The organism is Gracilinema caldarium DSM 7334 (assembly GCF_000219725.1).
GTDB classification, from domain to species: domain Bacteria; phylum Spirochaetota; class Spirochaetia; order Treponematales; family Breznakiellaceae; genus Gracilinema; species Gracilinema caldarium.
Map to the genome: position 1 here is coordinate 1,749,169 of NC_015732.1, position 22,809 is coordinate 1,771,977.

General features: G+C 45.2%; 21 protein-coding genes, 1 tRNA gene and 2 pseudogenes. 12 read left to right on the forward strand and 12 right to left on the reverse strand.

Features of this window, described 5'->3' with window-relative positions:
• Positions 1–41 precede the first annotated feature (41 nt).
• A complete protein-coding gene (locus SPICA_RS07890) occupies positions 42–764 on the forward strand; it encodes a uracil-DNA glycosylase (RefSeq protein ID WP_013969006.1) in 723 nt (240 codons plus the stop codon).
• 9 nt (positions 765–773) lie between these two features.
• Positions 774–2,753: a replication restart helicase PriA gene (priA, locus tag SPICA_RS07895; RefSeq protein ID WP_013969007.1), complete on the forward strand. Its 1,980-nt coding sequence runs from the start codon at positions 774–776 to the stop codon at positions 2,751–2,753.
• Between the two features lie 61 nt (positions 2,754–2,814).
• Here the strand turns inward: priA and SPICA_RS07900 are convergent, their stop codons facing one another.
• Positions 2,815–3,498: a hypothetical protein gene (locus tag SPICA_RS07900; RefSeq protein ID WP_013969008.1), complete on the reverse strand. Its 684-nt coding sequence runs from the start codon at positions 3,496–3,498 to the stop codon at positions 2,815–2,817.
• A gap of 220 nt (positions 3,499–3,718) precedes the next feature.
• On the opposite strand from SPICA_RS07900, the gene SPICA_RS07905 reads away from it, so the two are divergent.
• From SPICA_RS07905 to SPICA_RS07935, 7 genes are read left to right on the forward strand one after another with little or no spacing between them, the layout of a single operon-like run.
• On the forward strand, positions 3,719–4,678 hold the full coding sequence (locus tag SPICA_RS07905; protein ID WP_013969009.1) for a PEGA domain-containing protein: 960 nt from the start codon (positions 3,719–3,721) through the stop codon (positions 4,676–4,678).
• Between the two features lie 9 nt (positions 4,679–4,687).
• Positions 4,688–5,050 (forward strand): metal-dependent transcriptional regulator, encoded by a 363-nt coding sequence (locus tag SPICA_RS07910; protein WP_013969010.1) that lies wholly within the window; start codon positions 4,688–4,690, stop codon positions 5,048–5,050.
• Between the two features lie 30 nt (positions 5,051–5,080).
• On the forward strand, positions 5,081–5,617 hold the full coding sequence (locus SPICA_RS07915; protein ID WP_013969011.1) for a bifunctional adenosylcobinamide kinase/adenosylcobinamide-phosphate guanylyltransferase: 537 nt from the start codon (positions 5,081–5,083) through the stop codon (positions 5,615–5,617).
• Positions 5,614–6,357: a cobamide remodeling phosphodiesterase CbiR gene (gene cbiR / locus SPICA_RS07920; protein WP_013969012.1), complete on the forward strand. Its 744-nt coding sequence runs from the start codon at positions 5,614–5,616 to the stop codon at positions 6,355–6,357. The genes SPICA_RS07915 and cbiR overlap by 4 nt, the downstream gene beginning before the upstream one ends.
• A gap of 28 nt (positions 6,358–6,385) precedes the next feature.
• Complete coding sequence (cobT, locus tag SPICA_RS07925; protein WP_013969013.1) at positions 6,386–7,492, forward strand: nicotinate-nucleotide--dimethylbenzimidazole phosphoribosyltransferase; 1,107 nt, start codon at positions 6,386–6,388, stop codon at positions 7,490–7,492.
• Entirely contained in the window at positions 7,473–8,483 is a 1,011-nt protein-coding gene (locus SPICA_RS07930; RefSeq protein ID WP_013969014.1) for an adenosylcobinamide-GDP ribazoletransferase, read from the forward strand. Before cobT ends, SPICA_RS07930 begins: the two co-directional genes overlap by 20 nt.
• Positions 8,483–9,253, forward strand: coding sequence for an SAM-dependent methyltransferase (locus SPICA_RS07935; RefSeq protein WP_013969015.1), 771 nt, complete (start codon positions 8,483–8,485; stop codon positions 9,251–9,253). The genes SPICA_RS07930 and SPICA_RS07935 overlap by 1 nt, the downstream gene beginning before the upstream one ends.
• A 50-nt stretch (positions 9,254–9,303) precedes the next feature.
• Here SPICA_RS07935 and SPICA_RS07940 read toward each other — a convergent pair whose 3' ends face one another.
• The 6 genes and pseudogenes from SPICA_RS07940 to SPICA_RS07965 all read right to left on the reverse strand — a co-directional run bounded on the left by SPICA_RS07940 (position 9,304) and on the right by SPICA_RS07965 (position 14,349).
• Complete coding sequence (locus tag SPICA_RS07940) at positions 9,304–10,494, reverse strand: iron-containing alcohol dehydrogenase (protein WP_013969016.1); 1,191 nt, start codon at positions 10,492–10,494, stop codon at positions 9,304–9,306.
• Positions 10,495–10,508: 14 nt separating this feature from the next.
• Complete coding sequence (locus tag SPICA_RS07945) at positions 10,509–11,954, reverse strand: potassium/proton antiporter (RefSeq protein ID WP_013969017.1); 1,446 nt, start codon at positions 11,952–11,954, stop codon at positions 10,509–10,511.
• A 9-nt stretch (positions 11,955–11,963) separates the two neighbouring features.
• Positions 11,964–12,806, reverse strand: a complete 843-nt coding sequence (locus SPICA_RS07950) for a CPBP family intramembrane glutamic endopeptidase (protein ID WP_013969018.1) — start codon at positions 12,804–12,806, stop codon at positions 11,964–11,966.
• Positions 12,807–12,896: 90 nt separating this feature from the next.
• Positions 12,897–13,241 (reverse strand): annotated as a pseudogene (locus SPICA_RS07955) (hypothetical protein); the annotation flags it as partial.
• 464 nt (positions 13,242–13,705) lie between these two features.
• The gene (locus tag SPICA_RS07960; protein ID WP_013969020.1) at positions 13,706–14,107 is read right to left on the reverse strand and encodes a type II toxin-antitoxin system VapC family toxin; all 402 of its coding nucleotides are present in this window, start codon (positions 14,105–14,107) and stop codon (positions 13,706–13,708) included.
• Positions 14,104–14,349, reverse strand: a complete 246-nt coding sequence (locus SPICA_RS07965; RefSeq protein ID WP_013969021.1) for a hypothetical protein — start codon at positions 14,347–14,349, stop codon at positions 14,104–14,106. Before SPICA_RS07965 ends, SPICA_RS07960 begins: the two co-directional genes overlap by 4 nt.
• 301 nt (positions 14,350–14,650) lie before the next feature.
• Here SPICA_RS07965 and SPICA_RS07970 point away from each other — a divergent pair.
• Together SPICA_RS07970 and SPICA_RS07975 are read left to right on the forward strand one after the other, a co-directional pair.
• A pseudogene (locus SPICA_RS07970) lies at positions 14,651–15,024 on the forward strand (transposase); the annotation flags it as partial.
• A 128-nt stretch (positions 15,025–15,152) separates the two neighbouring features.
• On the forward strand, positions 15,153–16,616 hold the full coding sequence (locus SPICA_RS07975; protein ID WP_013969022.1) for an IS5 family transposase: 1,464 nt from the start codon (positions 15,153–15,155) through the stop codon (positions 16,614–16,616).
• A gap of 361 nt (positions 16,617–16,977) precedes the next feature.
• Here SPICA_RS07975 and SPICA_RS07985 read toward each other — a convergent pair whose 3' ends face one another.
• Positions 16,978–17,520, reverse strand: coding sequence for a flavodoxin family protein (locus tag SPICA_RS07985; protein WP_013969023.1), 543 nt, complete (start codon positions 17,518–17,520; stop codon positions 16,978–16,980).
• 350 nt (positions 17,521–17,870) lie between these two features.
• Here SPICA_RS07985 and SPICA_RS07990 point away from each other — a divergent pair, with 350 nt between their 5' ends.
• On the forward strand, positions 17,871–18,644 hold the full coding sequence (locus SPICA_RS07990) for a DUF6675 family protein (RefSeq protein ID WP_013969024.1): 774 nt from the start codon (positions 17,871–17,873) through the stop codon (positions 18,642–18,644).
• A 231-nt stretch (positions 18,645–18,875) separates the two neighbouring features.
• On the opposite strand, the gene SPICA_RS07995 is transcribed toward SPICA_RS07990, so the two are convergent.
• The 4 genes from SPICA_RS07995 to SPICA_RS08010 all read right to left on the reverse strand — a co-directional run bounded on the left by SPICA_RS07995 (position 18,876) and on the right by SPICA_RS08010 (position 22,809).
• Positions 18,876–18,947, reverse strand: a tRNA-Gly gene (locus SPICA_RS07995).
• A gap of 182 nt (positions 18,948–19,129) precedes the next feature.
• Positions 19,130–20,062: an aldose epimerase family protein gene (locus SPICA_RS08000; protein ID WP_013969025.1), complete on the reverse strand. Its 933-nt coding sequence runs from the start codon at positions 20,060–20,062 to the stop codon at positions 19,130–19,132.
• 135 nt (positions 20,063–20,197) lie between these two features.
• Positions 20,198–21,694: a 4Fe-4S binding protein gene (locus tag SPICA_RS08005; protein WP_013969026.1), complete on the reverse strand. Its 1,497-nt coding sequence runs from the start codon at positions 21,692–21,694 to the stop codon at positions 20,198–20,200.
• Positions 21,695–21,969: 275 nt separating this feature from the next.
• Positions 21,970–22,809, reverse strand: a complete 840-nt coding sequence (locus tag SPICA_RS08010) for an HhH-GPD family protein (protein ID WP_013969027.1) — start codon at positions 22,807–22,809, stop codon at positions 21,970–21,972.

Here is a 22,809-nt window from a genome sequence, read left to right on the forward strand (position 1 = left end):
TCCCCCTTGCGTTTTCTTGCTTCATAGGATTGAATAGAACCATGACCGCCGATGAAAAACGACAACTGCTCACCTTTCTTGACCTTGCTTCAGATTATCTTGATACAGGATATCGCCGAGAACGGGAAGCATATCATATTGATGATGACCGGCCGTTGGCTCCTGCGGCAGAAGCTGACAGCCTTGCGGCCATTGCGGAGGAGGTCCGCGCATGCCGGGCCTGCAGGCTCTGCGAAGGGCGGCATCATGCGGTCCCCGGCGAAGGGGTTGCTGAACCCTTGGTGGTGGTCATCGGCGAAGGGCCCGGGGCCGATGAAGACAGCACGGGCCGGCCCTTCGTCGGCAGGGCAGGACAACTGCTGGACAAGATGCTTGCGGCCATCAATCTGGATAGAAATACCAATTGTTTTATTGCGAACGTGGTGAAATGCAGGCCCCCGAACAACCGGGATCCTGAAAGCGATGAAATTGCTGCCTGCGGGCCCTTTTTACAGCGCCAGCTGGCCCTGCTGAAGCCCCAGGCCATCCTCACGGTGGGCCGGGTACCGACCCAAGCCCTGCTGGGTACCGCCGAGGGTATCAGCCGCCTGCGGGGCCGCTTTTTTGAGTATCAGGGCATTCCTCTCCTCCCCACCTATCACCCCAGTGCATTGTTACGAGACGAAAGCCTCAAGCGGCCTGCATGGGAAGACCTGAAACAGCTCCGGGCTTTTTTAAACGGGGGAACGGCGGCTCGCGAAACTCCCGAGCGAAAGCCTGAGTAAGGAACACAGATGTACCTGGACCTGGTTTTTGATATACCTCTGCAACAGCGTTATACCTATGCCATGGATGATAAGGGGGAAGCCGCGGTGGGAAAGCGGGTCATGGCCCCCTTTGGCCGAAGGGAAATGCTTGGTTATGTCATAGGAAGGCGGGAAAATCTCCCTGATGGGGTAGCGGTTGAAGCAATTAAAAAAATCCGCCGGGTTGTAGATAAGGAACCCATTTTCGGCACCAATGAAATCGATCTTGCCCTCTGGATGGCAAGTTATTATCTCTGCGGTACCGGAGAAGCCCTGGCAACCATGGTCCCCTCAGGCCGGCGGGAAACAAGTTCCGAAGCATCTCTGGATGAGGAAGTACAGATTACCGAAAAAGCCCTGGACCTGTCGGAGGAACAACAGGAAGCTCTGGAAAGGATTGTGGCTGGTAGTGCTATAATGAAATCGGGGCCCCCTATGTTTTACCTGTATGGTATTACCGGTTCGGGTAAAACCGAGGTTTTTCTTCGAACCGCTGAGGCCATGTTGCAGGCAGGGAAATCGGTCATCTACCTGGTCCCGGAAATTGCCCTCACCCACCAGGTTGAGGAAGCGGTACAGCGTCGTTTTGGTTCGGTCGCCACCACCATTCATTCGGGAATGACCGGAAGTGCCCGGCTCACCGAGTGGGGCCGGATACGCCGGGGGGAGGTCCGCATCGTGGTAGGCCCTCGCAGTGCGGTCTTTGCGCCGGTACAGGATCTGGGGCTCCTCATTATTGATGAAGAGCACGACGGGTCCTATAAGTCGGGTAACACACCCCGCTACCATGCCCGGCAGGTTGCCTTTAAGCGCTGTGCCATGCAGGGGGCCACCCTGGTCATGGGTTCTGCCACCCCCTCCGCAGAGGCCTGGCGTCTTATGGAAAATGGCACCATCCGACGGCTTTCCCTTTCAAAAAGATTATCCGGCGGAGCACCACCAAACATTAAGATTATTGATCTGGCGGGCACTGAAGGCTGTCTCAGTGAGGAACTTAAGGAAGAAATTCGCGAAACTGCCCGGATGGGCCGCCAGACGATCCTGTTTCTTAATCGACGGGGCTTTTCCTATTTTTATCACTGCCGCCAATGCGGGTACGAACTGACCTGTAGGCACTGTTCGGTATCCCTCACCTACCATAAACAACTGGGCAAAGCGGTCTGCCACTACTGCGGTTTTTCAGCACCTCCACCCCGAGTATGTCCCCAATGCGGATCCCTCGAAGCAGGTTTTGCCGGCTTTGGTACCGAGATGATTGAAGAGGAGGTCCGGAGAACCTTTCCCGATCTCCGGATCCGCCGGGCCGATGCAGATTCGACGGCAAAAAAGGGGAGTCTCCGGGAAACCCTGGAAGTGTTTCGGGCTGGTGGCATCGATATACTCCTGGGGACCCAGATGGTTGCCAAGGGGCTTAATTTTCCCGGGGTGCGCCTCGTTGGGGTAGTTCTAGCAGACACGGCCCTGAACCTGCCGGACTTTAGGTCCGCGGAACGGACCTTTGCTCTCATTGTACAGGTTGCCGGCCGGGCGGGCCGCTATTTTCCCGACGGCAAGGTACTGGTTCAAACCTTTCGGCCCCAGGATCCGGCGATTACCTACGCCTGCAATGCGGATATTGAAGGCTTTTACCGGCAGGAACTGGCCCAGCGAAAAGAACTGGGTTTTCCCCCCTATACCCGGCTGATCCGCATGACAGCCCGATCAAAACAGGAAGCCCTGGCGGAACGAACCATACGGCGGCTCGCCGCCTTGCTCAAAGAGAGACTGCCAAGTAACTGTGATGTACTAGGCCCTGCGGACTGCCCAATCAGTCTTATGGCGGGGAACTACCGGAAACAACTCATCCTGAGGGGCAGTGCCATGTCCGGCATCCATGAGGCAGTCCAGAAGGCCCTCGCCATATACGAAGCAAAAAAAACAAACGGCGTCTATGTGGAGGTCGATGTTGACCCGGTCCAGCTTTTGTAAAAAAAGCGCAGAACCAGAACGAGGTCCTGCGCTTGTGCTTATTCAGCATTTTTGTAGCATATTAGAAGAGCAACAGCTTCGCCCCAAAGGTCCAGCGTAAGGGCATGACAAACCAGGGATCAATATAATATTCATCCCCAGGCGTGCCATTAACAGAATCGCTATCATAGGTTCCCTTTATAAAGTTATCACTCGCTTTACACCAGTTCAGTTTAAAAAAGAAACCGATTGGTTTTAAGTTCATGCCCAGGCCCAGCCCAACTGTAGTATAGGCGGAGGCAAAGAGGGGATCATCATCGTCAACATAGCGGGCAACCTCTACATCCTTATTCAATTTGTCCTTATCTTGATAGTCAAAGGCAACCATACCCAAACCAGCTTCTACAAAGGGATCCAGGAACGCTGCACCACCAAAGAAATGATAAGACACATAGAGATTGACATCATAGGACCAAAAATCACCATAGGGATCTGGATTTCCAGTCACTGGGTTAATACCATCCTGAAGAGGATTGTAATTAAAAGCTAATCCAAGCCCCCAGTGGCGGCCTAGAATTTCTGCAAAACCGCCATAGTAGACTCCGTTTCCCTCCTGGAAATCCGACCATGCCCGACCAAGGCTCGGCCAATTACCATTCTCATCTTCTATATAGTATTGGACTCCGCTTATACCGAAACAAAGTTCTGCCGAGGCACTTGCTACAACTAAGGCACTAAGGGTCAGAGTTATTATAAACTTCTTCAAAGGTTCCTCCATAAACCATGATCTACTACATATTATAATAATAGCACAGAAAAACAGAAAAACAATGGAATTGGCCTTTTAAATTACCTGGGCCTTACAAACAAAATGAGCTATAATGATAGTAACTATAATGATAGTTACTCGTGGAATCTTATTTTTCTACACTCGTTGAGTATTGGTAAAGATTTCGTGTATACTAAGGATCGTAAGAGGTAATGTAATGAACAGAAAAATTCATCTCATCACAATGTTTTGTCTGCTTTTTCTTGGGGCGGCTGGTCTTTTTGCCCAGGCTACTGCGTTGCTTACTGTAGAAGCCAGTGAAGGACCTGCCCAGGTTATTCTTAATGGAAAACTTATGGGGATCGCTAATCCTAAGTATGTGGGCCGGGTAAGCCCCGGGACCTATGATCTTCTCGTTCGTAAAACAGGACTACCCGAATTCCGCCAAAAAATTACAATTCCTGCAGGCGGGCTAACTGTCCGAGCTCAACTGGGAGCTGCACAGGTTCTTCCTGCACCCCAACCGGTGAAACAGCTCTTTACCTTGTCTATCAGTGCCAATGCACCGAATGCCCAGGTTTCAGTCAATGGAGCCCCCATGGGGAATGCTCCAATCAATGTAAGTGTAGAAACGGGGATCTACAGGGTTCAGATTTCAGCTCCCGGTTATGAACCCTATGATGCAAATGTATCGGTTAATAATAATACAAATCTCGCAGCAACCTTGAAACAACAGGCTGGAAAATTAACTATTTCTGCCAATGTAATCGGTGCAGAGGTATATCTCAACAATATTAAAGCAGGAGTAATACCCTTTACTACAGAACTTCCCTTTGGCAGTTATAATCTTAAAATCACTGCTCCCGGCTATCAAGATTATGTTGCAGGCATTGTTGTATCGGGTCCCCAGAATATAATAATTAATCTGGTTCCGCTTATGGCAACTGTAAGGCTCAATATTTCAGATCGTTTCTTCGGGAAACAGCATAAAAATCCTATGGGACTCATTGATTTTTATGTGGATAATATAAAACAGAAGGATTTTACCGTCAGCGTTGTACCGGGAACCCATAACTTCAAGCTAGAATTCGGGGTTATAGCCCTAGAAACAACCCTCGTAGTCGAAGCGGGTAAAACCTATACCCTGGAACCCAATTTTGTACTGACGGTAAAGTAGGACTATTGGATGACCCAATCCCTCGAAGATTATTTAGAAGCAGTATCGTTCCTTGCCGATGACGGTGCGGTTCGGGTTACTGACATCGCCCAGAGATTGGGTGTATCCAAACCCTCAGTGCTCACCGCCCTTCGGGCCCTAGAAGACCGGGGACTATTAGAACATGAACGATACCGGGGAGTAGTTCTGACCCAAAAGGGCGAACAAGAGGCTCAAGCCATCCGGGAACGGCATACTTTTTTAACCAATTTTCTTCGTGATGTGGTGGGGGTTTCCCAGGAAACCGCCGAAAAGGATGCCTGCCGGATGGAACATGTACTTTCCGAAGAAACTCTGGAACGGATGCGGGCCATTGTGTCCTGCAGCGGTTAGTACAAACAGGCCTTACTCAGGGTATCAACCATGAGATATCTTCTCACCGGTGCCGTTAAGGCAGGGAAAAGCCATCGAGCCATTGAAATTGCCAGGACCGAATTCTCAAGTGCCCGGGCTTTTATAGCTACCGCCGAAGTTACCGACGAAGAAATGGCGGAGCGCATTCAGAAACACCAAGCTGAACGGCGCCGCAGGGATAGCACGGAAGAGTTTATCACGATAGAGGAACCCCTAGAACTGGACCGGGCAATCCTGAAAGCCAGAACCCTACTTGCGACCACACAGGAACGACCGGGCATCATCATCGATTGCATTCCCATGTGGGTTAACAACCTGCTCTATTATCAGCGAGAAAAGGACCTCCATGCCATCCTGGAACAGACCATCGCAGCCCTGCCAGAGGATGCAATCATTGTAACCAACGAAATTGGCTGGGGGAATATCCCCTATGATGAACTCTCACGTCGTTACAACCGGCTGGTTGCAGAAGTAAATATCCGCCTAGCCAAAGCGGTTGACCATGTGGAGCTTCTCGTTGTGGGGATACCGGTACGTATAAAATGAATCAATTCAGGCTCTCCTGCCCTTCCTGGGTTATACCCGGTACCTACGGGGAAAATCTGGCATTTCTTGAAGATAAAGCGGCCATTCAGAATGTGGAGCTTTTATTTTTCTTATATGACGAATCGGTGCAGCGAGAGCTGGAAGCAGACCTTGAATCGATTACTAAGTACCGGGGCCGCTTTACCTACACAGCCCATCTGCCGGATAAGCTCAGTCAGAACCATCAGGAACTTATCGAAAGGCTCCTTCCTCTGGCAGAACATTTCATTGTTCATCCGACGAACCCAGAGCATCCCCATAAGGTTGATGAATTGGCAAAGCTCCTGCAAACCTGGCGGATGCAGTATGGCAACATTTTTCTTGCAGAAAATACCAAGCCCCGCTGGTTGGAAGCCCTGGAGGCGCGGATTCCGGATATACCGGTCTGCATGGACACGGGACATCTAGAGCATACCGAGGCAATCCTGGCATTTTGGCTAGACCGTCAGAGCCGCATCCGGGAAATCCACCTACACAGCACCGATAGAAAAGCCGCACAGCTTGATGGACGGCTCCCGGACCACCGGCCGCTCCGGGGTGACGAAGCCTGGCTGCGGCCCCTGATGCATGAAGCAATGGGGCAAAACCCCCAGATACTCATCAACCTGGAACTCTTTTCCTGGGCTGAAGTAGCGCAAAGCCTCGAAATAGTAGATACTGAGAACCTCTGCCACTGTACGTGGCAGTTACCCTCAATATAACAACATACAAACCTGAGGAGAAAAACCCATGAATAACCCTATTGCGGCACAAATGCAGGCTCATCTGGATAATCTAACAAAACCCAGGGGAAGCCTCGGCCGGCTCGAGAACCTGGTCATCCAACTGGCAGTCATTCAGGAACGGGTGCCTCCCAAAATAGATAAAAAGGCAGTCTATGTGTTTGCGGGGGACCACGGGATTGTGGCCGAGGGGGTTTCCCTCTACCCCCAGGAAGTAACCTATCAGATGCTGGTTAATTTTTTAAGCGGCGGTGCGGCCATTAACGCCCTGGCATCGGGGCTCGACGGGGTAAACGATGACGGTCTTCACAGCAGTGAGCCGTCCCGGTCTGCATGGGACCTGGTGGCGGTTGATGCGGGGGTAGCCGCCGATACGACGGAGCTTCAGAAATCCGCCGCAGAACTGCCGAAGGGCCGCCGTTTTATCAATGCAAAGATAGGTCCGGGAACCGCCAATTTTTTACATCAGCCGGCCATGACCGAAGCAGCGCTGGAGGAGGCCCTCGAAGCCGGCAAAAATCTTGCTGAGGATGCATCCCGGCAGGGCTATGACCTCGTGGCCATCGGCGATATGGGTATTGGCAATACGAGCACCGCAGCGGCACTCCTGGTGGCTAGCGGCTTTCCCCTGGAAAGCATTGTAGACCGGGGAACCGGTATCGATTATAAAACCTTGGCCCATAAACAGCAGGTTATTGCCCAAGCTATAAAAAGGCATACACCCTTCTCCTCACCACTAGACATACTCTGTAAAGTTGGCGGCTATGACCTTGCCATGATGGCGGGCTTTATTCTCGGGCTTAGACAGCGCCGCATCGGCTGTATCATCGACGGGTTCCCCGTAACCAGTGCGGCCTACATGGCCTACAGCATAGACAAAACGGTACGAGACTTCCTCTTTGCAGGGCACCGGTCCAAAGTTCGGGGACATAGCCCAGTCCTGGAAGCCATGGGCCTTGAGCCGATTCTGGACCTGGGGATGCACCTTGGAGAAGGAACCGGTGCAGTCCTCGCAGGTTATATCATCGAACTTGCGGTCAAAACCAGCAGAACCATGGCATCCTTCACAAGTGCCGGGGTATCGGACAGCACCCATGAAGAAGAAAAATATTGAGCCACTGCCAACGAAGACCATATCAGCATCGACTGAGGTAAAACCAACCAGATCAGCACCAGACGGGATACTCAAACCTGACTCTGGACGACCAGGTCTAGCGGACCAGTTTTTCTCTACCCTTGCCCTAGTCTGCCGCATTCCCCTGCCCTTTTCTTTCACCTTTCGTGCCCAGCGCCTCGACCTCTGGCTCCCGGTGACAGCCCTGTTCCAGTCACTTGTCTTTATCACCGGGTTAGGCCTTTTTGGGTTCATCTTTCGAGACCCGAACCTGGCCCTGATAGCTGCCTTCATGCTCCTGTATGGGTGCTTTAATCTCTTTCATTTCGACGGACTCCTGGACACCGCCGACGCTTTTTTAGGTGCCTTTGACTGGGATAAGCGCCTCGCAATTCTTAAAGATCCACGGGTTGGGGTTTATGGGATCTTTACCGCTTGTATGTATCTCATCCTTAAATTGATGATCCTGCAATCGCTTCTAGGGCATTTACCTGCTCTTTCACTGAGCATTTATGTTTTTCCCCTGGCAGGAAAAACAGCAGCATCCCTCATTCCAGCCATCTATCCCCCCGCAAAAAATGAAGGACTGGGAGCTTTAGCCGCCGGGAGCCGTTTACGGTTTGTGGTAGCGGGTTTTCTGCTTGCCTGTGCCCTGTACACTCTGTTGTTTTTAGTTTTCTCTCTGTTTACCAACTTCAGCTTTTTACAGATTAAAAAGCCATATCAGGATGCAGCTTCTTTTTCGCTGAAGCACCATTTTTGGAATGTACCTTTGAATGATATATTTCTTATTCGTCTGCTTATAAGTCTAGGTTTTACAAGTTTGATCATCATCCTGTCGGCCTTGATTACAGCCCTCTTCCTCGGCAGGCTTTACCAAAAAGGCCTTGGGGGCTATACCGGCGACACGCTCGGGGCTGCGGTGGAACTGGGAGAACTAGTTTATCTGACAGGTCTTTTTTTGCTGGTGCAATGGGGAGTGCTGATTTGATGAGCAATGCAGAGTTTGATGCCTATTACACGTCCATTTTTGGTAACCGTTGGGGAAGCCTGCGGGCCCTACTTATCGAGACAAACCAGGCAATAGCCTACAACGAAGGCTTACAGGAGCCTTATTTTATGGACCGGGCCTCTGTTCTGGCAGCCCAATCCTTACGAATTCCGGAAGAGGGTGAACTGCTCGATGCCTGTGCGGCGCCGGGCGGGAAAAGTCTTGTGATTGCAAGCCGTATGGGGACTGAAGTACGGCTCCTTTCAAATGAACTGTCCAGCGACCGGCGCCGCCGGCTTGTCGATGTCCTGAACCACCACCTGCCGCCGTCCCTTCGCGAGCGGGTTACCGTATCCGGTTTTGATGCGGCGGCCCTTGCCCGGCGTGAAACCGAGCGGGGGCGGTTCCGGGCCATCCTTCTCGATGCTCCCTGTTCCAGTGAACGGCATGTCATTGCAGATCCCAAAGCCCTTGCCCAGTGGACCCGAAACCGCCCCCGCTCCTTAAGTCAGCGGCAATGGGCCCTCCTCTCCAGCGCATTTCTGCTGCTTGCTCCCGGCGGATCCCTGGTCTATGCCACCTGTGCACTCAGCCCCGAAGAAAACGACGAGGTGGTACGACGGCTCATGAAAAAATACGGCCCCCAGCTTACATTAGACCGGCCTGATTTTACTGAAGGGGAAGAAACCGAATTCGGCAAACACATCCTGCCCGACACAACCGGCGGTATGGGCCCCATGTACGTGGCTCGGTTCATCAAACTGGAATAAGGGCGCTTTTAAAAACATGGTTGGAATTTAAGAGGCCCCTGAGAATGCAACTATACAGCCTGATTTGCCAGGCTGTAGATATCCCGGATCTTTTTCTGGTCCAGCACCATGAAGTTGCCGATGGTCCGAGCGCCAAAATAGGTACAGCGATAGGCCAGTTCGTCCAGTTCAGCATCGCCTAGGGTGCCAATGCCAAGTTCCTTAAAATTGGTGGGCATACCAAGAGACTTAAAATAGGCTACAGTAGCTTCGATACTGGCCAGGGCTGTTTGTTCATCATCGCGCCCAGCATCGACAGCCCAGACATTCCGGGCATAGCGGGCAAAGCGGCGGGGGTTCACCTGATACACATAAAGAGCCCAAAACTTCCACATGGCAGAAAGGCTGGCCCCATGGGCTACATCAAACTTTGCGCTTAATTCATGACCCAGTTGATGTACCGCCCAGTCGCCCCGGCTGCCGAGGCCGGTTATTGAGTTATGGGACAGGCTGCCGCACCACATGAGCTCGCTCATGGCCTGGTAATCCTGGGGATTCTTGATCGCTATTGTACCGTTTCGAATGACGGTTCTGAGCAGTGCCTCCGCAAGAGCATCGGAAGTTTCGTTGTCCTCTTCGGGCACAAAATACCGGTCCAGGGTATGCATGAGAATATCCGTAATGCCGCAGGCAACCTGATACAGCGGCAGGGTAAAGGTAAGTTCCGGATTCAGAATGGCAAAAACTGGTCGGTTAAACTCGGAAGAAAGCCCCCGTTTTTGTCCAATTTCAGTGTTTGTGAGGACCGCCGAAGCGCTGGTTTCACTCCCTGCAGCGGGAATAGTGAGCACTACCCCTACAGGGGTGCTCTGGCGGAGGTTCGTCGTGCCGGTCCAGAAGTCCCAGATGTCGGTACCCGGATTGGCGTTTCCGTGGGCTATGCCCTTGGCAGTGTCGATAACACTGCCGCCGCCAACAGCCAGGATGAAATCAGCCTTCATGGCAATGGCCTGCTCCACCCCTTTCCGGGCAAGGTCTACGGTGGGGTTTGGTTTTACCCCGCCAAGGCTCTGGTACTCAAGGCCTGCATCTTCAAGCCGCTTATAAATTCGGTCCAATAAGCCGCTCTTTTGAGCACTGCCGCCGCCATACACTACAAGAACCCTGTGGCCGCCATGTTTCTGTATTAAATCTGCTACTTTATGTTCCGTATCCTTACCAAACTCAACTTCGGTAGGAACGTAATAGGTAAAATTGCGCATTTAAGCCTCCTGAATCAGGTGTTTGTTTCATCCCCATTTATATATGTATTGACATCGTTAATTTTAGATGAAGGGGCTAATACATACAATGTATCATTTGCAAGTAGACTTGTATTTCCCTTAGGAATGATGAGTCGACCATGACGAACAATGGAAGTGATAAGCATGGATGTATCTAAATGTAATTCGGATATGCTATGCCCTACATGAGGTGAATCCGCTTCGACCGATACTTCGACCATCTCATAGTCGCTTAACTGCAAAGAATGTAGTTCGATGACATGGGGAACAGGTGATTTTTTCTGTTCGGTAAACCGGAAGAATTTTGCTAATGGTGCGAGGGTTGTGCCTTGCACAATACAGGACAGAAATACCGCGAAAAATATGGTATCAAATATAAAGCCGTTTGTATCAATCCCGCTCGCAAAAGGATAGGTTGCAAGTACAATGGGAACCGCCCCTTTAATTCCTCCCCAAGTAATAAAAATCTTTTCCTTATGAGTATACTTAAATGGAAGCATTGAAAGAAATACTGCCAGAGGACGGGCTATAAACATCAGGATCCCGACTATAATGAGCGATTCTTTCCATATAAACACAAATCTATGGGGAAATGCCAAGAGCCCAAGCATAATAAAAAGACCGATATTAAATATGGTCGATATACTTTCCAGAAAACTGCTGACACTCTGTTTGGCGGGGAATCTATGATTACCGAGTAGAAAACCAAGAAAAAAAACTGCAATAATACCGTTGGCTTTTAAGACATCGGCAAAGCCGTAGGTGAGCAGAATACAGCCAACCATGAGAACATGATAACTACCCCTGCTTTCAGATTTTATACTATTTAGAAAAAAGACAGATACTTTATAACAAATACATCCAATAAGAGCGCCTCCAAGGAATTGCCAGAGAAGCATAATGATGGCGGTAAAGGGAGAAGAAAAAGCCTTCGTTATAACCTGAAGAAAGGTTATGGTCAGCATAATCGCCATGGGGTCATTCGCGGCGGATTCCACATTGAGTGTTGCAGCTAATTTATGCTTAATTGGATTTGCATTGGTAATCATAAAAACCGCTGCTGCGTCGGTAGATGAAATAATAGATGCGATGAGAAAGGCATAGGCAAGCTCAAAACCTAGCAAAAAGTGGATACATAGGCCTAAAAACGTTGCAGTCAGGACGACACCCAGGGTCGCAAGGGTCAAAGATGGGCCAGCAACCTTACGAAAGGTATCCCGCGGGATTCGAAAGGCACCATCAAAAATAATAAAAATTAAGAGTATTTCCGCTATCTGTTTTGTTAAAAGAGCGTTATCAAAATAAAACCAATTTAAAACATCGCTTCCTACAATAATTCCAATGAGGATAAAGCCAATAAGTAACGGAAGACCCAACCGAGTACTTATTTTCATCGATATAACTGCTAAAATTATTAAAAAAGAAATAAATAAAAGCATATGGTTATCCTAGAATCTGTTATTTTTTTTAAACCAAGGACGCATGTTTGGTGTCCCAATAACAATAAAAGTCGTAATAAAAATGTAACCAATAAGCATATAGGGGAATAATATTGAATCAATCCCTAGAAATTCACCTGTGAAATTCATTATACCATGAAATAAAACCGCTGCTAAAATACTTCGATTTGTCTTATTATAAATCCAGACTATAAGTACTGTATGAAGCACAATGGATGGCAGCCACCACCATAGTTCTGGATAAAATGATGTATTAATATAATATCCGGGAAACCATACAAAGGGAGTATGCCAAATAGCCCAGAAAATGCCATTAATAAGCGCAGCAAAAAATGGATTTAAGCGATTTTGAAGTTCATCAATCCAATAACCACGAAGCCCAATTTCCTCAATTGTGGGAAATATGAAAGATAGTACAAACATAAAAGCAAGATTCTGTGGCTTTAAAACTGTATCTGTATGGATTCGTATTGGCTGCTCTGTTATACCAATAAAAAATCCTATGCCAGCTATAACAAGATCGAATATTATCCAAAAACTTAGAATGATTCCCATCCATTTTAAAGATATATTTTTAGTGTTTATCAGCCGGTTACCGATAGAAATAAGCCCCTTTAAGCCATCTTTTACAAGAGCTAATATTACACCTGCAAGCAGTGGACTTGATCCTCCGATAAAGAAAAATAGTATTTTAGGGAATGACCATATTGATTCTTTTGAAAAAAAGATAGGAAACCAAAATAGGTAAGCCCATAGGATATAAAAAACGGGAAAAATAAAGACTCCGTTTTTTGAGATTCTATTCCGTAATGTGATGTTTAGTGAGTGCATTATACTCCTCTTTTTTGATGCCTTGTTGTAATGATTGTAAGAAAGGAACAGTAGAAAATCAAATCATTTGGTTTCAATTTTGTATAAAGTTTAACTTAAACTATAAACAACATCATTGTATGCTTTTTTTATTTTAACATTAAAATTTGATTCCTGTATAGTTAATTCCATTATATTTATAGACTTATCTAAATTGTCATTTGGTTCAAGATCTTTAATAGAGATTGCTTTAGCCCATTGAAAAGAATCTTCTGTAATTTTTTCGACTTCTTGAAAGACTCTTATATATCCGAATTTACCGTCTTTTTCTGACTCTCCCCCACCGCAGCAGGTAAGGAAATACAGTTTTTTAAATTGTTTACGGTACTTATTAATAAAATCCCGTAAAGGGGCAATAAGCTGACCCATCCATATAGGTCCGCAAAGGACCACTGCATCGTAATCAGCTTTTTTGGAATACCTGAATCAAGACTATCATTTTTTACCTGTTGCATTCACTTTTAGATAGTCTGAACGGATATTCTAAACTCCTTGCTTACTTCGTGTCCCGGCTAGTTATTTGGCGGCAACACCTTCTGAAGAATCAGCATTTTATACTTAATTGAATAGCCCATTAATGACCTCTCCTTTACATAGGGCATACCAGCTATCTTGACTCATAGGGGGACCTTCTGGCCACAGTTGTTGCACGAGGGCCGCTAGTTCATTGATTTGCTTTCACATGTCGGTAAACCCGAGCCGTACAAAGATCTGTTTTTCTTTTCCCAGTTCCATGTTGCATATCCTCCGTTATGAGGAAGTTGTAACAACTTTTTTGTATCTAAAAGATGGAGTGAAATTGAGGGGTACGTTATGTTTTAGTCATGTTATTGGTTAATGATTATTGCTATTTGTCTAAATTAGTTTTCTATGATAGGTATTCCATACTGTTTGGCAATTGAATTTAATTTTTTATCCATTGTAACGAGCATAGCTCCATTCCTTCTAGCTGTTACTAAATAAAACATATCATAGGTTGAACTTTGATTTTTAATTCCTTCGAAATAGGATTCACGCCATAGATTATTTGAATCAACAAAATCATCTATAAGATTGATACAAAACTCAATTCCTTTTAAACAAATCTCATCATTAAATTGAGAAAACTTTCGGTATTTCCAAAAAACATTTGTTGCTTCTGAAATAAATATATCAGGCGAAATTGTTATATCAGCCACCTTCAGTAAATCCAGAATTTGTTTCCCTTTTTCTCGGTCTAAAGCTGCTTCAACAGCTCCACTTGCATCCAGTACAATTATCATCGGCTATCCCTATCTTCACGTATTAATTCTTCCGGTGTAGGTAGATTATTTGTATTTATTCCAAGTCCGGTAAAAGATTCGATCACTTTTTTTCGTCTATTTTTGTTATCCAATCTTTTTTCAACACCTTCTTTTAACAAGACAATAGTTTCTTGAGCTAAACTTCTGTGTTCTTTTTTTGCTAGGTAGTCTAATTTATTATAAAGTTCTTGAGGTAAGTCTCTGACTTGTAAAGTAGGCATATTTCACTCCATGCATGCATTATACTGTATTTTTTCATGCAAGTCAATGATTTTTACATCGAAGCCGTTCTTCATTTACTTAAGCCAGATGCTCAAATATCCTTAATGACTGCTTCATCTTGTTTAATAAGTTTTAATCAGCTTGATTGTATCTCTTTCCTGAAACATAGATCCCGTGGGACAGTTGTTGCTTGGTTTCCCTGGATCTCATCCCCCCCCCTGCAGGTTTGCGGTTATCTATATAAAACTGTAACATTCAAGGCAGAATACACCTATTGTAAAATCATGCTATTAGAGCTAAAGATTCACTCTTACGAAGGTTTCGCACAAGGAAAAGGCATTGTTCGCCAGCAGGCTGAAACAGATATGGCTGCAACCGGACCAAACATCCGCACTTTCCTACTGCCGAGAAATAATCGACCAGTACGAGGATGTTCTTTCGGAAACAATCGCCATTCTCGAAGATGGCCTAGAAGACTCGCTACAGTTCTACGGGTTCCCTGAAATCGATTCCCGAAAGATTGCTTCGACGAATACGCTGGAGCGACTGAACAAGGAAATCAGGCGACGTTCAAGAGTGATAGGCATATTCCGAGCGTCACTTCCTACCTTCGTTTGATTTGTTCCTACCTCATGGAATACGAAGAAGACTGGCAGACCGGACGAAGTTATATCAAAGTAGGGCTTCCTGAAAAACAAACAACTCTTTACAAAAGAAGCAAATACAGAGATAATCTCAATAAGAAGTGCACGGAAGAAAGGGGTAAGGCCTTAAAAAGCGTGCACTTTACTATGGGGTAACGATGTATAAGGAAAAGGAACAGGTACCTGAGTTTGAAGACTTTTATGTACCCTTCGGAGGACATTTACGAGAAGATAATCGATGGGTACGATTAGCCGCAATTATTCCATGGGAAGAGATAGAAGCTGAATATAAAAAATGTTTTTCAAAACGAATTGGAAGAACAGCCAAGACCGTACGGCTCGCCTTGGGATCATTATTGATAAAAGAGAAATTACAATTAACAGATGAAGAAACGGTAGAAACAATACGAGAGAACCATTACCTGCAATATTTTTTAGGATATGAATCTTACAAAGATGAAAAACCCTTTGATCCAAGCATGATGGTTCATTTTCGAAAACGGCTTGGACCTGATGCAATAGCAAAGATAAATGAGTTGATAGCGAAACGGTATCAAGAACAGGTAGAAGCAGAATCTGAAAAAAAACAGAACAAAGAAAACCAAAAGGATGACCATGATCATGGAAATCGAGGGCAACTCATTATAGATGCCACGTGCGTCCCCCAGGATATCCGGCATCCCCATGATGTCACTTTATTGGATGAAGCGCGAAGGAAAACAGAAAAGATAATTGATACGTTATATGAAGCGAGTGAGCTCACCATAAAATCACGAACCTATAGAAAACAGGCCCGTATCAAATATCTCAATTTTATACGAGGGCGACGAAGAACAAAAAAAGAAATACGCAGAGCGATTCGGACCCAACTCCAATACATACGACGTAATTTACGGACTATCAATGAATTACAAAACAAGGTTCCCAGTACAACGTTGAGTGCAAAACAGCGACGTGATCTTATCGTGATACATGAGGTTTACCGGCAACAGGTACAGATGTATAAGGGAAAGACCCATTCGATATCGGGAAAAATCGTCAGTATCAGTCAACCCCATGTACGACCAATAGCCCGAGGTAAAGCAAAAGCGGCCTTTGAATTCGGAGCAAAACTATCAGCATCGATGACCGAACACGGGATGATTTTTATAGATCGATTACAATGGGAACCCTATAACGAACAAGAAGATTTGCCAACACAAATAGAAAAATATAAGAGGCGATGTGGTCGATATCCGGAATCGGTGCATGCCGATAAAATATATCGGACACGAGCAAACCGAGCCTATTGTGAAGCTCGAGGAATACGATTGTCTGGACCACCCTTAGGCAGACCGATTAAAGAAACATTAGAGAATAAAAAGATAGTACGACAGCTACGAAAGATTCAAAGACTTGACGAAGCCATTCGACAAGCGATTGAAGGTGGCTTTGGATATATGAAACGAAAGTTTGGTCTTGGTACAATCTATGAAAAATTACGCGAAACTAGTGAAACAGCAATCATGGTATGTGTATTGCTGACCAACTGTGAAAAGATCCTGAGGGATCTTTTTATGCGCTTTTTATTTTTACTTGGTTTTAAACCTCATAAATCATATTTGAAAGTTTTAGTATACTAAATTAAACCCATTTTAACGTAAAAAAGTTTTGAAATATCATTTTTAGACATTTTCAGTAGGCCCAAAGTAGATTCGCTTGACAAACAGCAGGCGTTATTGAAAATGGGCAGCATAATGGATACCATTCCCAATGGGCTGATTAACATTAAATTGCGAACAAGACTGAACACAATCAGACTTTGTTTCGTCGCAACGCTGTTGCTCGAACAAAACGATCAATGGCAAAATGATAAACGGTATTTGCCTGAGTCAAAAGATCGTCCTGCTTTAAATGAAATTTAAAGAAAAAAGGTTGCTTAATCGTAAAAATCAGCAATTTATATACATCAATATTTATATTGATGTGTATAGATACCACAGATTAGTTTCTCAGTTTATTTTTAAATTGCATATAGTAATCTTTAAACGTACCTGTGAAATATTGCTCAGTAAGTCTTATACCCATCATCGTTTCAGGGTTCGCGTTTTGGTTTTCTGTGGGTATTAAAGAAAGAGAAATGGCGTGAGCTTCCACGAATGCAGAGCCTGCTGTCTGTTCAACCTTTCTGAACACTCCCATACATCCAAACGTACCGTCTTTTTCTGCCTCTCCCCCACCGCAGCAGGTAAGGAAATAAAGCTTTTTAAATTGGTTCCTATACTTCTTGATAAAATCCCGTAAAGGAGCAATGAGTTGCCCCATCCATATGGGTCCGCAAAGAACCACTGCATCGTAATCAGCTACAGATGTCGAGAGCTTTTTATTTCCAAAGGAAATATGCAGAAGACTTGAAAAAATGAGTAATAAAAAGTTCTTTACCCGTGGCACGAGTTCCTGGATATCTGCAGATATATCTTGAGCAAGCTTTTCAGCAATAAAGCGGTTGTTTCCAGTATGAGAATAATACACCACCAGATATTTCATTGTTTTCTCCTCTATTTCCACTTTGAAATTAGGGGACTTCTAAAAACTTCATCTTATAGAAGTCTCCTATAGCTTACATGCAAAACCTGTAATGAATTACGCAGGGACCTATAAAAATCTAACCGAATTGTTAGAGGGCCCTATTATATACAGTTTGCTCTTCAAATACAATTTTGGAAGAATATTATAGATTCTCCTATTAGTAATGCTATAGCCTTTGGTTTTATGGAGTAGAAATGTTGGGATGACATATTTAATAGAGTTATACTAGTCATCTACAAACCTCTTTTATAAAAAGAATAAATGTTCTATATTCTCATCTGTGACTTTCAAATAAGGTATGTTGCTAAATGAATAAACCTATATATTATATTTTTTTGTTTTTACTTCTCCAAGCTCAAATGCTTCTCGCTGTTGATTCTTTCCCGCTATTAAAAATAAATGAAAAAAACAGTGATATTATAAACATCTTAAAAAAAGAACGTATTATTATTCATTCTATCAATTCATTGCAAGATAGCGCTTTAGACTTTTCAAAACCTAATATGGATAGATTAGGTAACATCTTTAAAAGCCTCAAACCTAATTTTCTCACCGAAGGCATTAGTATTGTTCCTTTAAAGAAGGGTGATGAATTAACGGTGATGAAAATAATTATTAATAGATTAAAAGACATTACCTTTCTTGATTCAATACCTTATTACAGTAAAAGAAATAAAACCACACAACCCTTATTTACGAATAGTAAAATTATCGAAAACAACATACATGGAATGAATACTGCAATTATCGCAGAACAAAAAATGTTGCCCTTCGAAACGGCACGCTTTTCATACTCATATATAGAAACAGAAAACACCTTTTTATTCAGTTCAGAAAACATATCACCATTAGTGTATAATGGGATAACAACAGCTGGACCAGGATCAATGAGAACTGCAATCCTTATAGAAGTACATCCTGGATTTTTAGTCTGTTATGGACTCGGTGGCGCAAAAGCATTTACTTTTTTTGGATTATTTAATGACCGTTTAGAAACTGCAATTGTCGGTCGTATTGAAGCTTTTTATAGCTGGTTCTTTAATCAATATTTAGTCAATATCGAAGTTGACCAACAGAGTTGATCCGATCCTGTAGAGGGCTACAGGATCGTCGTTTTATGTTGCCCTGGGCTTACTGTTAGTGAAACAGATTCGAAGTCTATGGATTGTTGCTGTAGATATTCACCTTTTGCTTCACTACCTAGTTTCTGGTTTTCGATCAGAAGCTGTAATTTCTCTATTTACTTGGATTATCGCCCATTAAATCACACATAATTGAAAAGCCACACCGTTTGGTGTGGCCTTAAAACCTTAAGCGGCTGAAGGGAGTCGAACCCTCGTCTCCAGCTTGGAAGGCTGGGGTAATAGCCGTTATACGACAGCCGCGATTTTATTTGTTCGCCTTCGGCGAACTACATCTAAAGTAGCTTTCGTGTTACTCGCTGGCGGGCTGCGCCCTTGGCTCGTAATACGACAGCCGCGATTTTATTTGTTCGCCTTCGGCGAACTACATTGTGAACATACATTTATCAATTTTACTAAAAAAAGTCAAGGGTGCGGAACAAGGTTTACCTGACAACAATCTTAAGAGACCAGCCTAATTGTTCTCCACCTTGTATAGTCTTTATTTCTTTCCACTTCTCAGCTGCGATAGTAAGGGAATCGGGGATACCGGTGCAGGGTTCCAGGGCTACATGATGAAAGCCCCCTAAACCGCGGTTTATCCAAAGTCCCAGATAGGGAACAAGCTTGGGATCCCAATACAGATCGAGGCGATCTCCGGTATGCTGGTTTTCTATTGCAGCCCAGCCATGCTGCAGGGGCCCAGCAAATCCCTTAACACAGAGCTCATTTCCCGTTCCGGGTACCTGGCATAGGTCCAGCCTTGTGCCAGAAAATGGTTCCGGATATTTCCATACATCGCCCCTTGCAATAAGGACGCCGATACCACCATCGAGACGGAGGGAGTTCACTTCTTCTGGTAAAAGCAAGCGGTCCCCTTCATAAATATTTTTAAGGGGATGGATACACCAGATAAATGGTTCTTCTTCAAAGCCCTTGTTCTCGAGTACATAGTCGAAGAGAAAGGTATGTTCATCCATCAGGCGGATAGTCCTGCTGAATTTAAGCGGGGAAATCTGAAGCTCCAATGTAGAAGTCAGCATGCCCTGGTCAAGAGCCTTTATATCCAGATCCCAGGCCTGATACCAGACTTCGCCATGGTCAGGAATCTGCCGTCCTTTAAAATTGCAAGACGCCACAGAGGGAATACATTCATCAATCCCAGCCTGAGGACTTAACCCAAAATTATCCCCTGCTTTATTAGCCCAGAGCCAGTCAGGCCTGTCCTGGTGCCATAACCATTCACGGTTTGATTTACGATTTTTAAGGCTGATGACCCGCCCCCCAAGCTGGGGAACCATCATAAGCTCAGCGGCTTCACTGCGAAGGCCTACCGCAGGATAGCCGAGAACTTCGGTTGTCATAATTTCTGGTTTCATAGCTGTTAGTAACTATAAATGAATTTATTGTTTAATGAAAAGATGAGGTTCCTGATAACTTTTATTGTTTTTCAGGAACCTCAAAAACTAGCCAGGACATTAAATGGGTCAGAAGTTTTTACCGCACTCTATTGTTCACTGTTTAATTTTTTCCTTTAAAGCACCCATACTATAGCCATACTGGTCTTTCATATCCTTGAGGGGCTTATCAACAGGGATATCCGCAGGAAGGCCAAGCTTTTCGATGACCTGTTTCGCAGAAACTGAAAGAACCTTTGCCACGTCTTGGATAGTCATAGTACCTTCAAGTACAAAATCTACAGGGACTACAAAGGCAGTTGGCGATTTGGTTTCAGACACCGGCTGAGCTGTTTGAACGGAAGTTTGTGTAGGAGTTTCAATGCTCGTGGAGTTTGTTTTCTCAGTCTCTTGTTTTGCAGTTGTCTGTGCTTCAGCCCCCTCGCCACTTTCACCGGCATAAGGAACACCCAGGATTTTTGCTACAGCAAAACGTACTGTATCGGTCTCGAATTCTTCTATACCTGCAACTGCGGCTGTATCCTTTAATTTGGTGGTCTCAGGAACCTTTTTCATGTCGAGCCCCAGCTCACGATAAAGCTGTTCTGTCTCAATTCCAAAGGCCGTAGCAACTTCTGCAAAGGTTGATGAACCCTTAATATCAGCGACATTGATTGCCCCTTTCGAAGCCAGATCGGTTAATTTTGGGGGAACAAACTGAAGCATTCCTGTAACTTGCCCTATAAGAACGGCTCCAACATAAATGGCAAGTCCTATAATAACTACAGTCCACAGGTTAAGGACTTTGCCTCCCAGCGTTGCAACCAAGGATGGTTTTTTCGTCGGACAGGCGGTCACACATTCCATACAGGCGATACATTCGGGTGAATTGATAGCCTGCACTGTAGAAACTTCTACATTCATGGGGCAGACCTTGTCGCATTTGGAACAGGAAATACAGGTATTTTCGACCCGTTTTATTCTGAATAGGGGAACTCTGCTGAGGATGGCATTTACTGCTCCTAATGGACAGACATATTTGCAAAACACCCGATCATACAACAGAGAACCCAGAAGGGTAAGAATCAAAATAATAAGACCGACACCAAATTCGCCCCATAATTCACTCAAACCTGCAGATACATGTCCATAGGTTGCTACAGGATCATAGGGGCGAATCACCAGTGTGGCTGTTGTCCAGGTGAAATAGAGAATGCCCACAAGCACCGGATACTTAACCCATCGTAAAATGCTATCTATTCTTTTGGGGACCTCAAACCGCCTTTTAAATAGCTTCTTTCCGATCCAGCCAAAGACCCCTTGTAATGCGCCAAAGGCACAGAACCAACCACAGAAGAAACGTGATAAAACAATTCCAAGTGCAACTATGGCACCAAATAATACTATATTGCCCGCAGTGATTCGTTTTATCAACTCGCCTCCTGCAACATACTTCAGCAATGTTTCAAGTCCTCCAAAAGGACACAGTGCATCAACTGCCGGGAACCCCTGCAGTTTTTGATGCAGAATGGTAAGTAGAGTAAAACCAATTAGGACAATGCCTAAAGAAATTCTCCGCGTAATCTGTACCGGGTGCATTTTCTTAAAAACCATCTTAATCCTCCTTTAATATTTACAGCAAATATCATGCCAAATCTAATTTTTAGGACCAATATATTACCTTGTACCTGGCAGAGCGCTGATATAGAACCCTACTGTTTGTAAAACATCTGTTATATCTTTTCTGTATTTATATTTAGATTAATTTTATGTTTTTTAGCAGAGTAATTTTAGAAGAACGCATAAAAATCGAGGAACCTGAAATCTCTAAAACAAGAAGTTCCAATTATTTTTATCTGGATAGTATTTTCCCTATATTTGAGAAAAAATTACTCCTGTATCATGTAGCGGCCCGATTGTTCTGCTACCATCTGCTCTTGTACAAGTGAGTCGAGGGCTGTTTTTAGCCGTTCATATGAAATCGTGGTCGATGCGGCAAGCCTCTCCAGGCTTATGGGGCCTCGTGTGGCAAGTTCTCGAACTATAAAACCACGGGCTTCCCGTAAAGATCCCTTAAAGGGTGATTGTCGGCTATAATGGGCGCTGCGTCGGTTTGGATTTACGGTAATTTTTTTCAACTGAGCTCCATAATCCATAAGCGCATAGTACCATTCACGGGGATTTTGCCGATCTAAGGTTTGTTCCAGGATTGGTATCAGCTGGCTGTCGGGGACCTTTTTTTCGTCCTGAAAGAAAAAATGCAGCAGAACCGAGCGTATATTCGTTTCTATAAATACTACTGGTTCGTTAAAGGCAAAACAAAGAATAGCTCCCGCAGTATAGGGGCCGATACCGGGAAGCTGTAGAAGAGAATCCCTTGTTCTGGGAACCTGTCCATTAAAGGTGGAAACAATGGTTTCCGCCGCAAGCTTCAGATTGCGGCCCCGGCGGTTATAACCAAGACCAGCCCATTCCCGCAGGACCTCATCCATGCTGACTGATGCTAAGGCCAGAGGTGTGGGCCATTTTTCCATCCAGCGGAGCCAGTAGGGAACAACCCGGTTCGTTTGGGTCTGCTGAAGCATAACCTCGGACACAAGAATGCCCCAACTATCATTAATATGGCGCCAGGGGAAACTCCGCCCCTGCTCACGGTAATTTTTCCATACCGTCCGTCGAAACTCTGCCAGTTGATGTTGTTCAGGGAGCTGAGAATGATCAGTTTCCAT

Bases quoted from the DNA above. Each gene is read 5' to 3' on its own strand.
- SPICA_RS07890 (WP_013969006.1), top strand. From the start codon at position 42: ATGACCGCCGATGAAAAACGACAACTGCTCACCTTTCTTGACCTTGCT.
- priA (WP_013969007.1), top strand. From the start codon at position 774: ATGTACCTGGACCTGGTTTTTGATATACCTCTGCAACAGCGTTATACC.
- SPICA_RS07905 (WP_013969009.1), top strand. From the start codon at position 3,719: ATGAACAGAAAAATTCATCTCATCACAATGTTTTGTCTGCTTTTTCTT.
- SPICA_RS07910 (WP_013969010.1), top strand. From the start codon at position 4,688: ATGACCCAATCCCTCGAAGATTATTTAGAAGCAGTATCGTTCCTTGCC.
- SPICA_RS07915 (WP_013969011.1), top strand. From the start codon at position 5,081: ATGAGATATCTTCTCACCGGTGCCGTTAAGGCAGGGAAAAGCCATCGA.
- cbiR (WP_013969012.1), top strand. From the start codon at position 5,614: ATGAATCAATTCAGGCTCTCCTGCCCTTCCTGGGTTATACCCGGTACC.
- cobT (WP_013969013.1), top strand. From the start codon at position 6,386: ATGAATAACCCTATTGCGGCACAAATGCAGGCTCATCTGGATAATCTA.
- SPICA_RS07930 (WP_013969014.1), top strand. From the start codon at position 7,473: ATGAAGAAGAAAAATATTGAGCCACTGCCAACGAAGACCATATCAGCA.
- SPICA_RS07935 (WP_013969015.1), top strand. From the start codon at position 8,483: ATGAGCAATGCAGAGTTTGATGCCTATTACACGTCCATTTTTGGTAAC.
- SPICA_RS07940 (WP_013969016.1), bottom strand. From the start codon at position 10,494: ATGCGCAATTTTACCTATTACGTTCCTACCGAAGTTGAGTTTGGTAAG.
- SPICA_RS07945 (WP_013969017.1), bottom strand. From the start codon at position 11,954: ATGCTTTTATTTATTTCTTTTTTAATAATTTTAGCAGTTATATCGATG.
- SPICA_RS07950 (WP_013969018.1), bottom strand. From the start codon at position 12,806: ATGCACTCACTAAACATCACATTACGGAATAGAATCTCAAAAAACGGA.
- SPICA_RS07960 (WP_013969020.1), bottom strand. From the start codon at position 14,107: ATGATAATTGTACTGGATGCAAGTGGAGCTGTTGAAGCAGCTTTAGAC.
- SPICA_RS07965 (WP_013969021.1), bottom strand. From the start codon at position 14,349: ATGCCTACTTTACAAGTCAGAGACTTACCTCAAGAACTTTATAATAAA.
- SPICA_RS07975 (WP_013969022.1), top strand. From the start codon at position 15,153: ATGTATAAGGAAAAGGAACAGGTACCTGAGTTTGAAGACTTTTATGTA.
- SPICA_RS07985 (WP_013969023.1), bottom strand. From the start codon at position 17,520: ATGAAATATCTGGTGGTGTATTATTCTCATACTGGAAACAACCGCTTT.
- SPICA_RS07990 (WP_013969024.1), top strand. From the start codon at position 17,871: ATGAATAAACCTATATATTATATTTTTTTGTTTTTACTTCTCCAAGCT.
- SPICA_RS08000 (WP_013969025.1), bottom strand. From the start codon at position 20,062: ATGAAACCAGAAATTATGACAACCGAAGTTCTCGGCTATCCTGCGGTA.
- SPICA_RS08005 (WP_013969026.1), bottom strand. From the start codon at position 21,694: ATGGTTTTTAAGAAAATGCACCCGGTACAGATTACGCGGAGAATTTCT.
- SPICA_RS08010 (WP_013969027.1), bottom strand. From the start codon at position 22,809: ATGGAAACTGATCATTCTCAGCTCCCTGAACAACATCAACTGGCAGAG.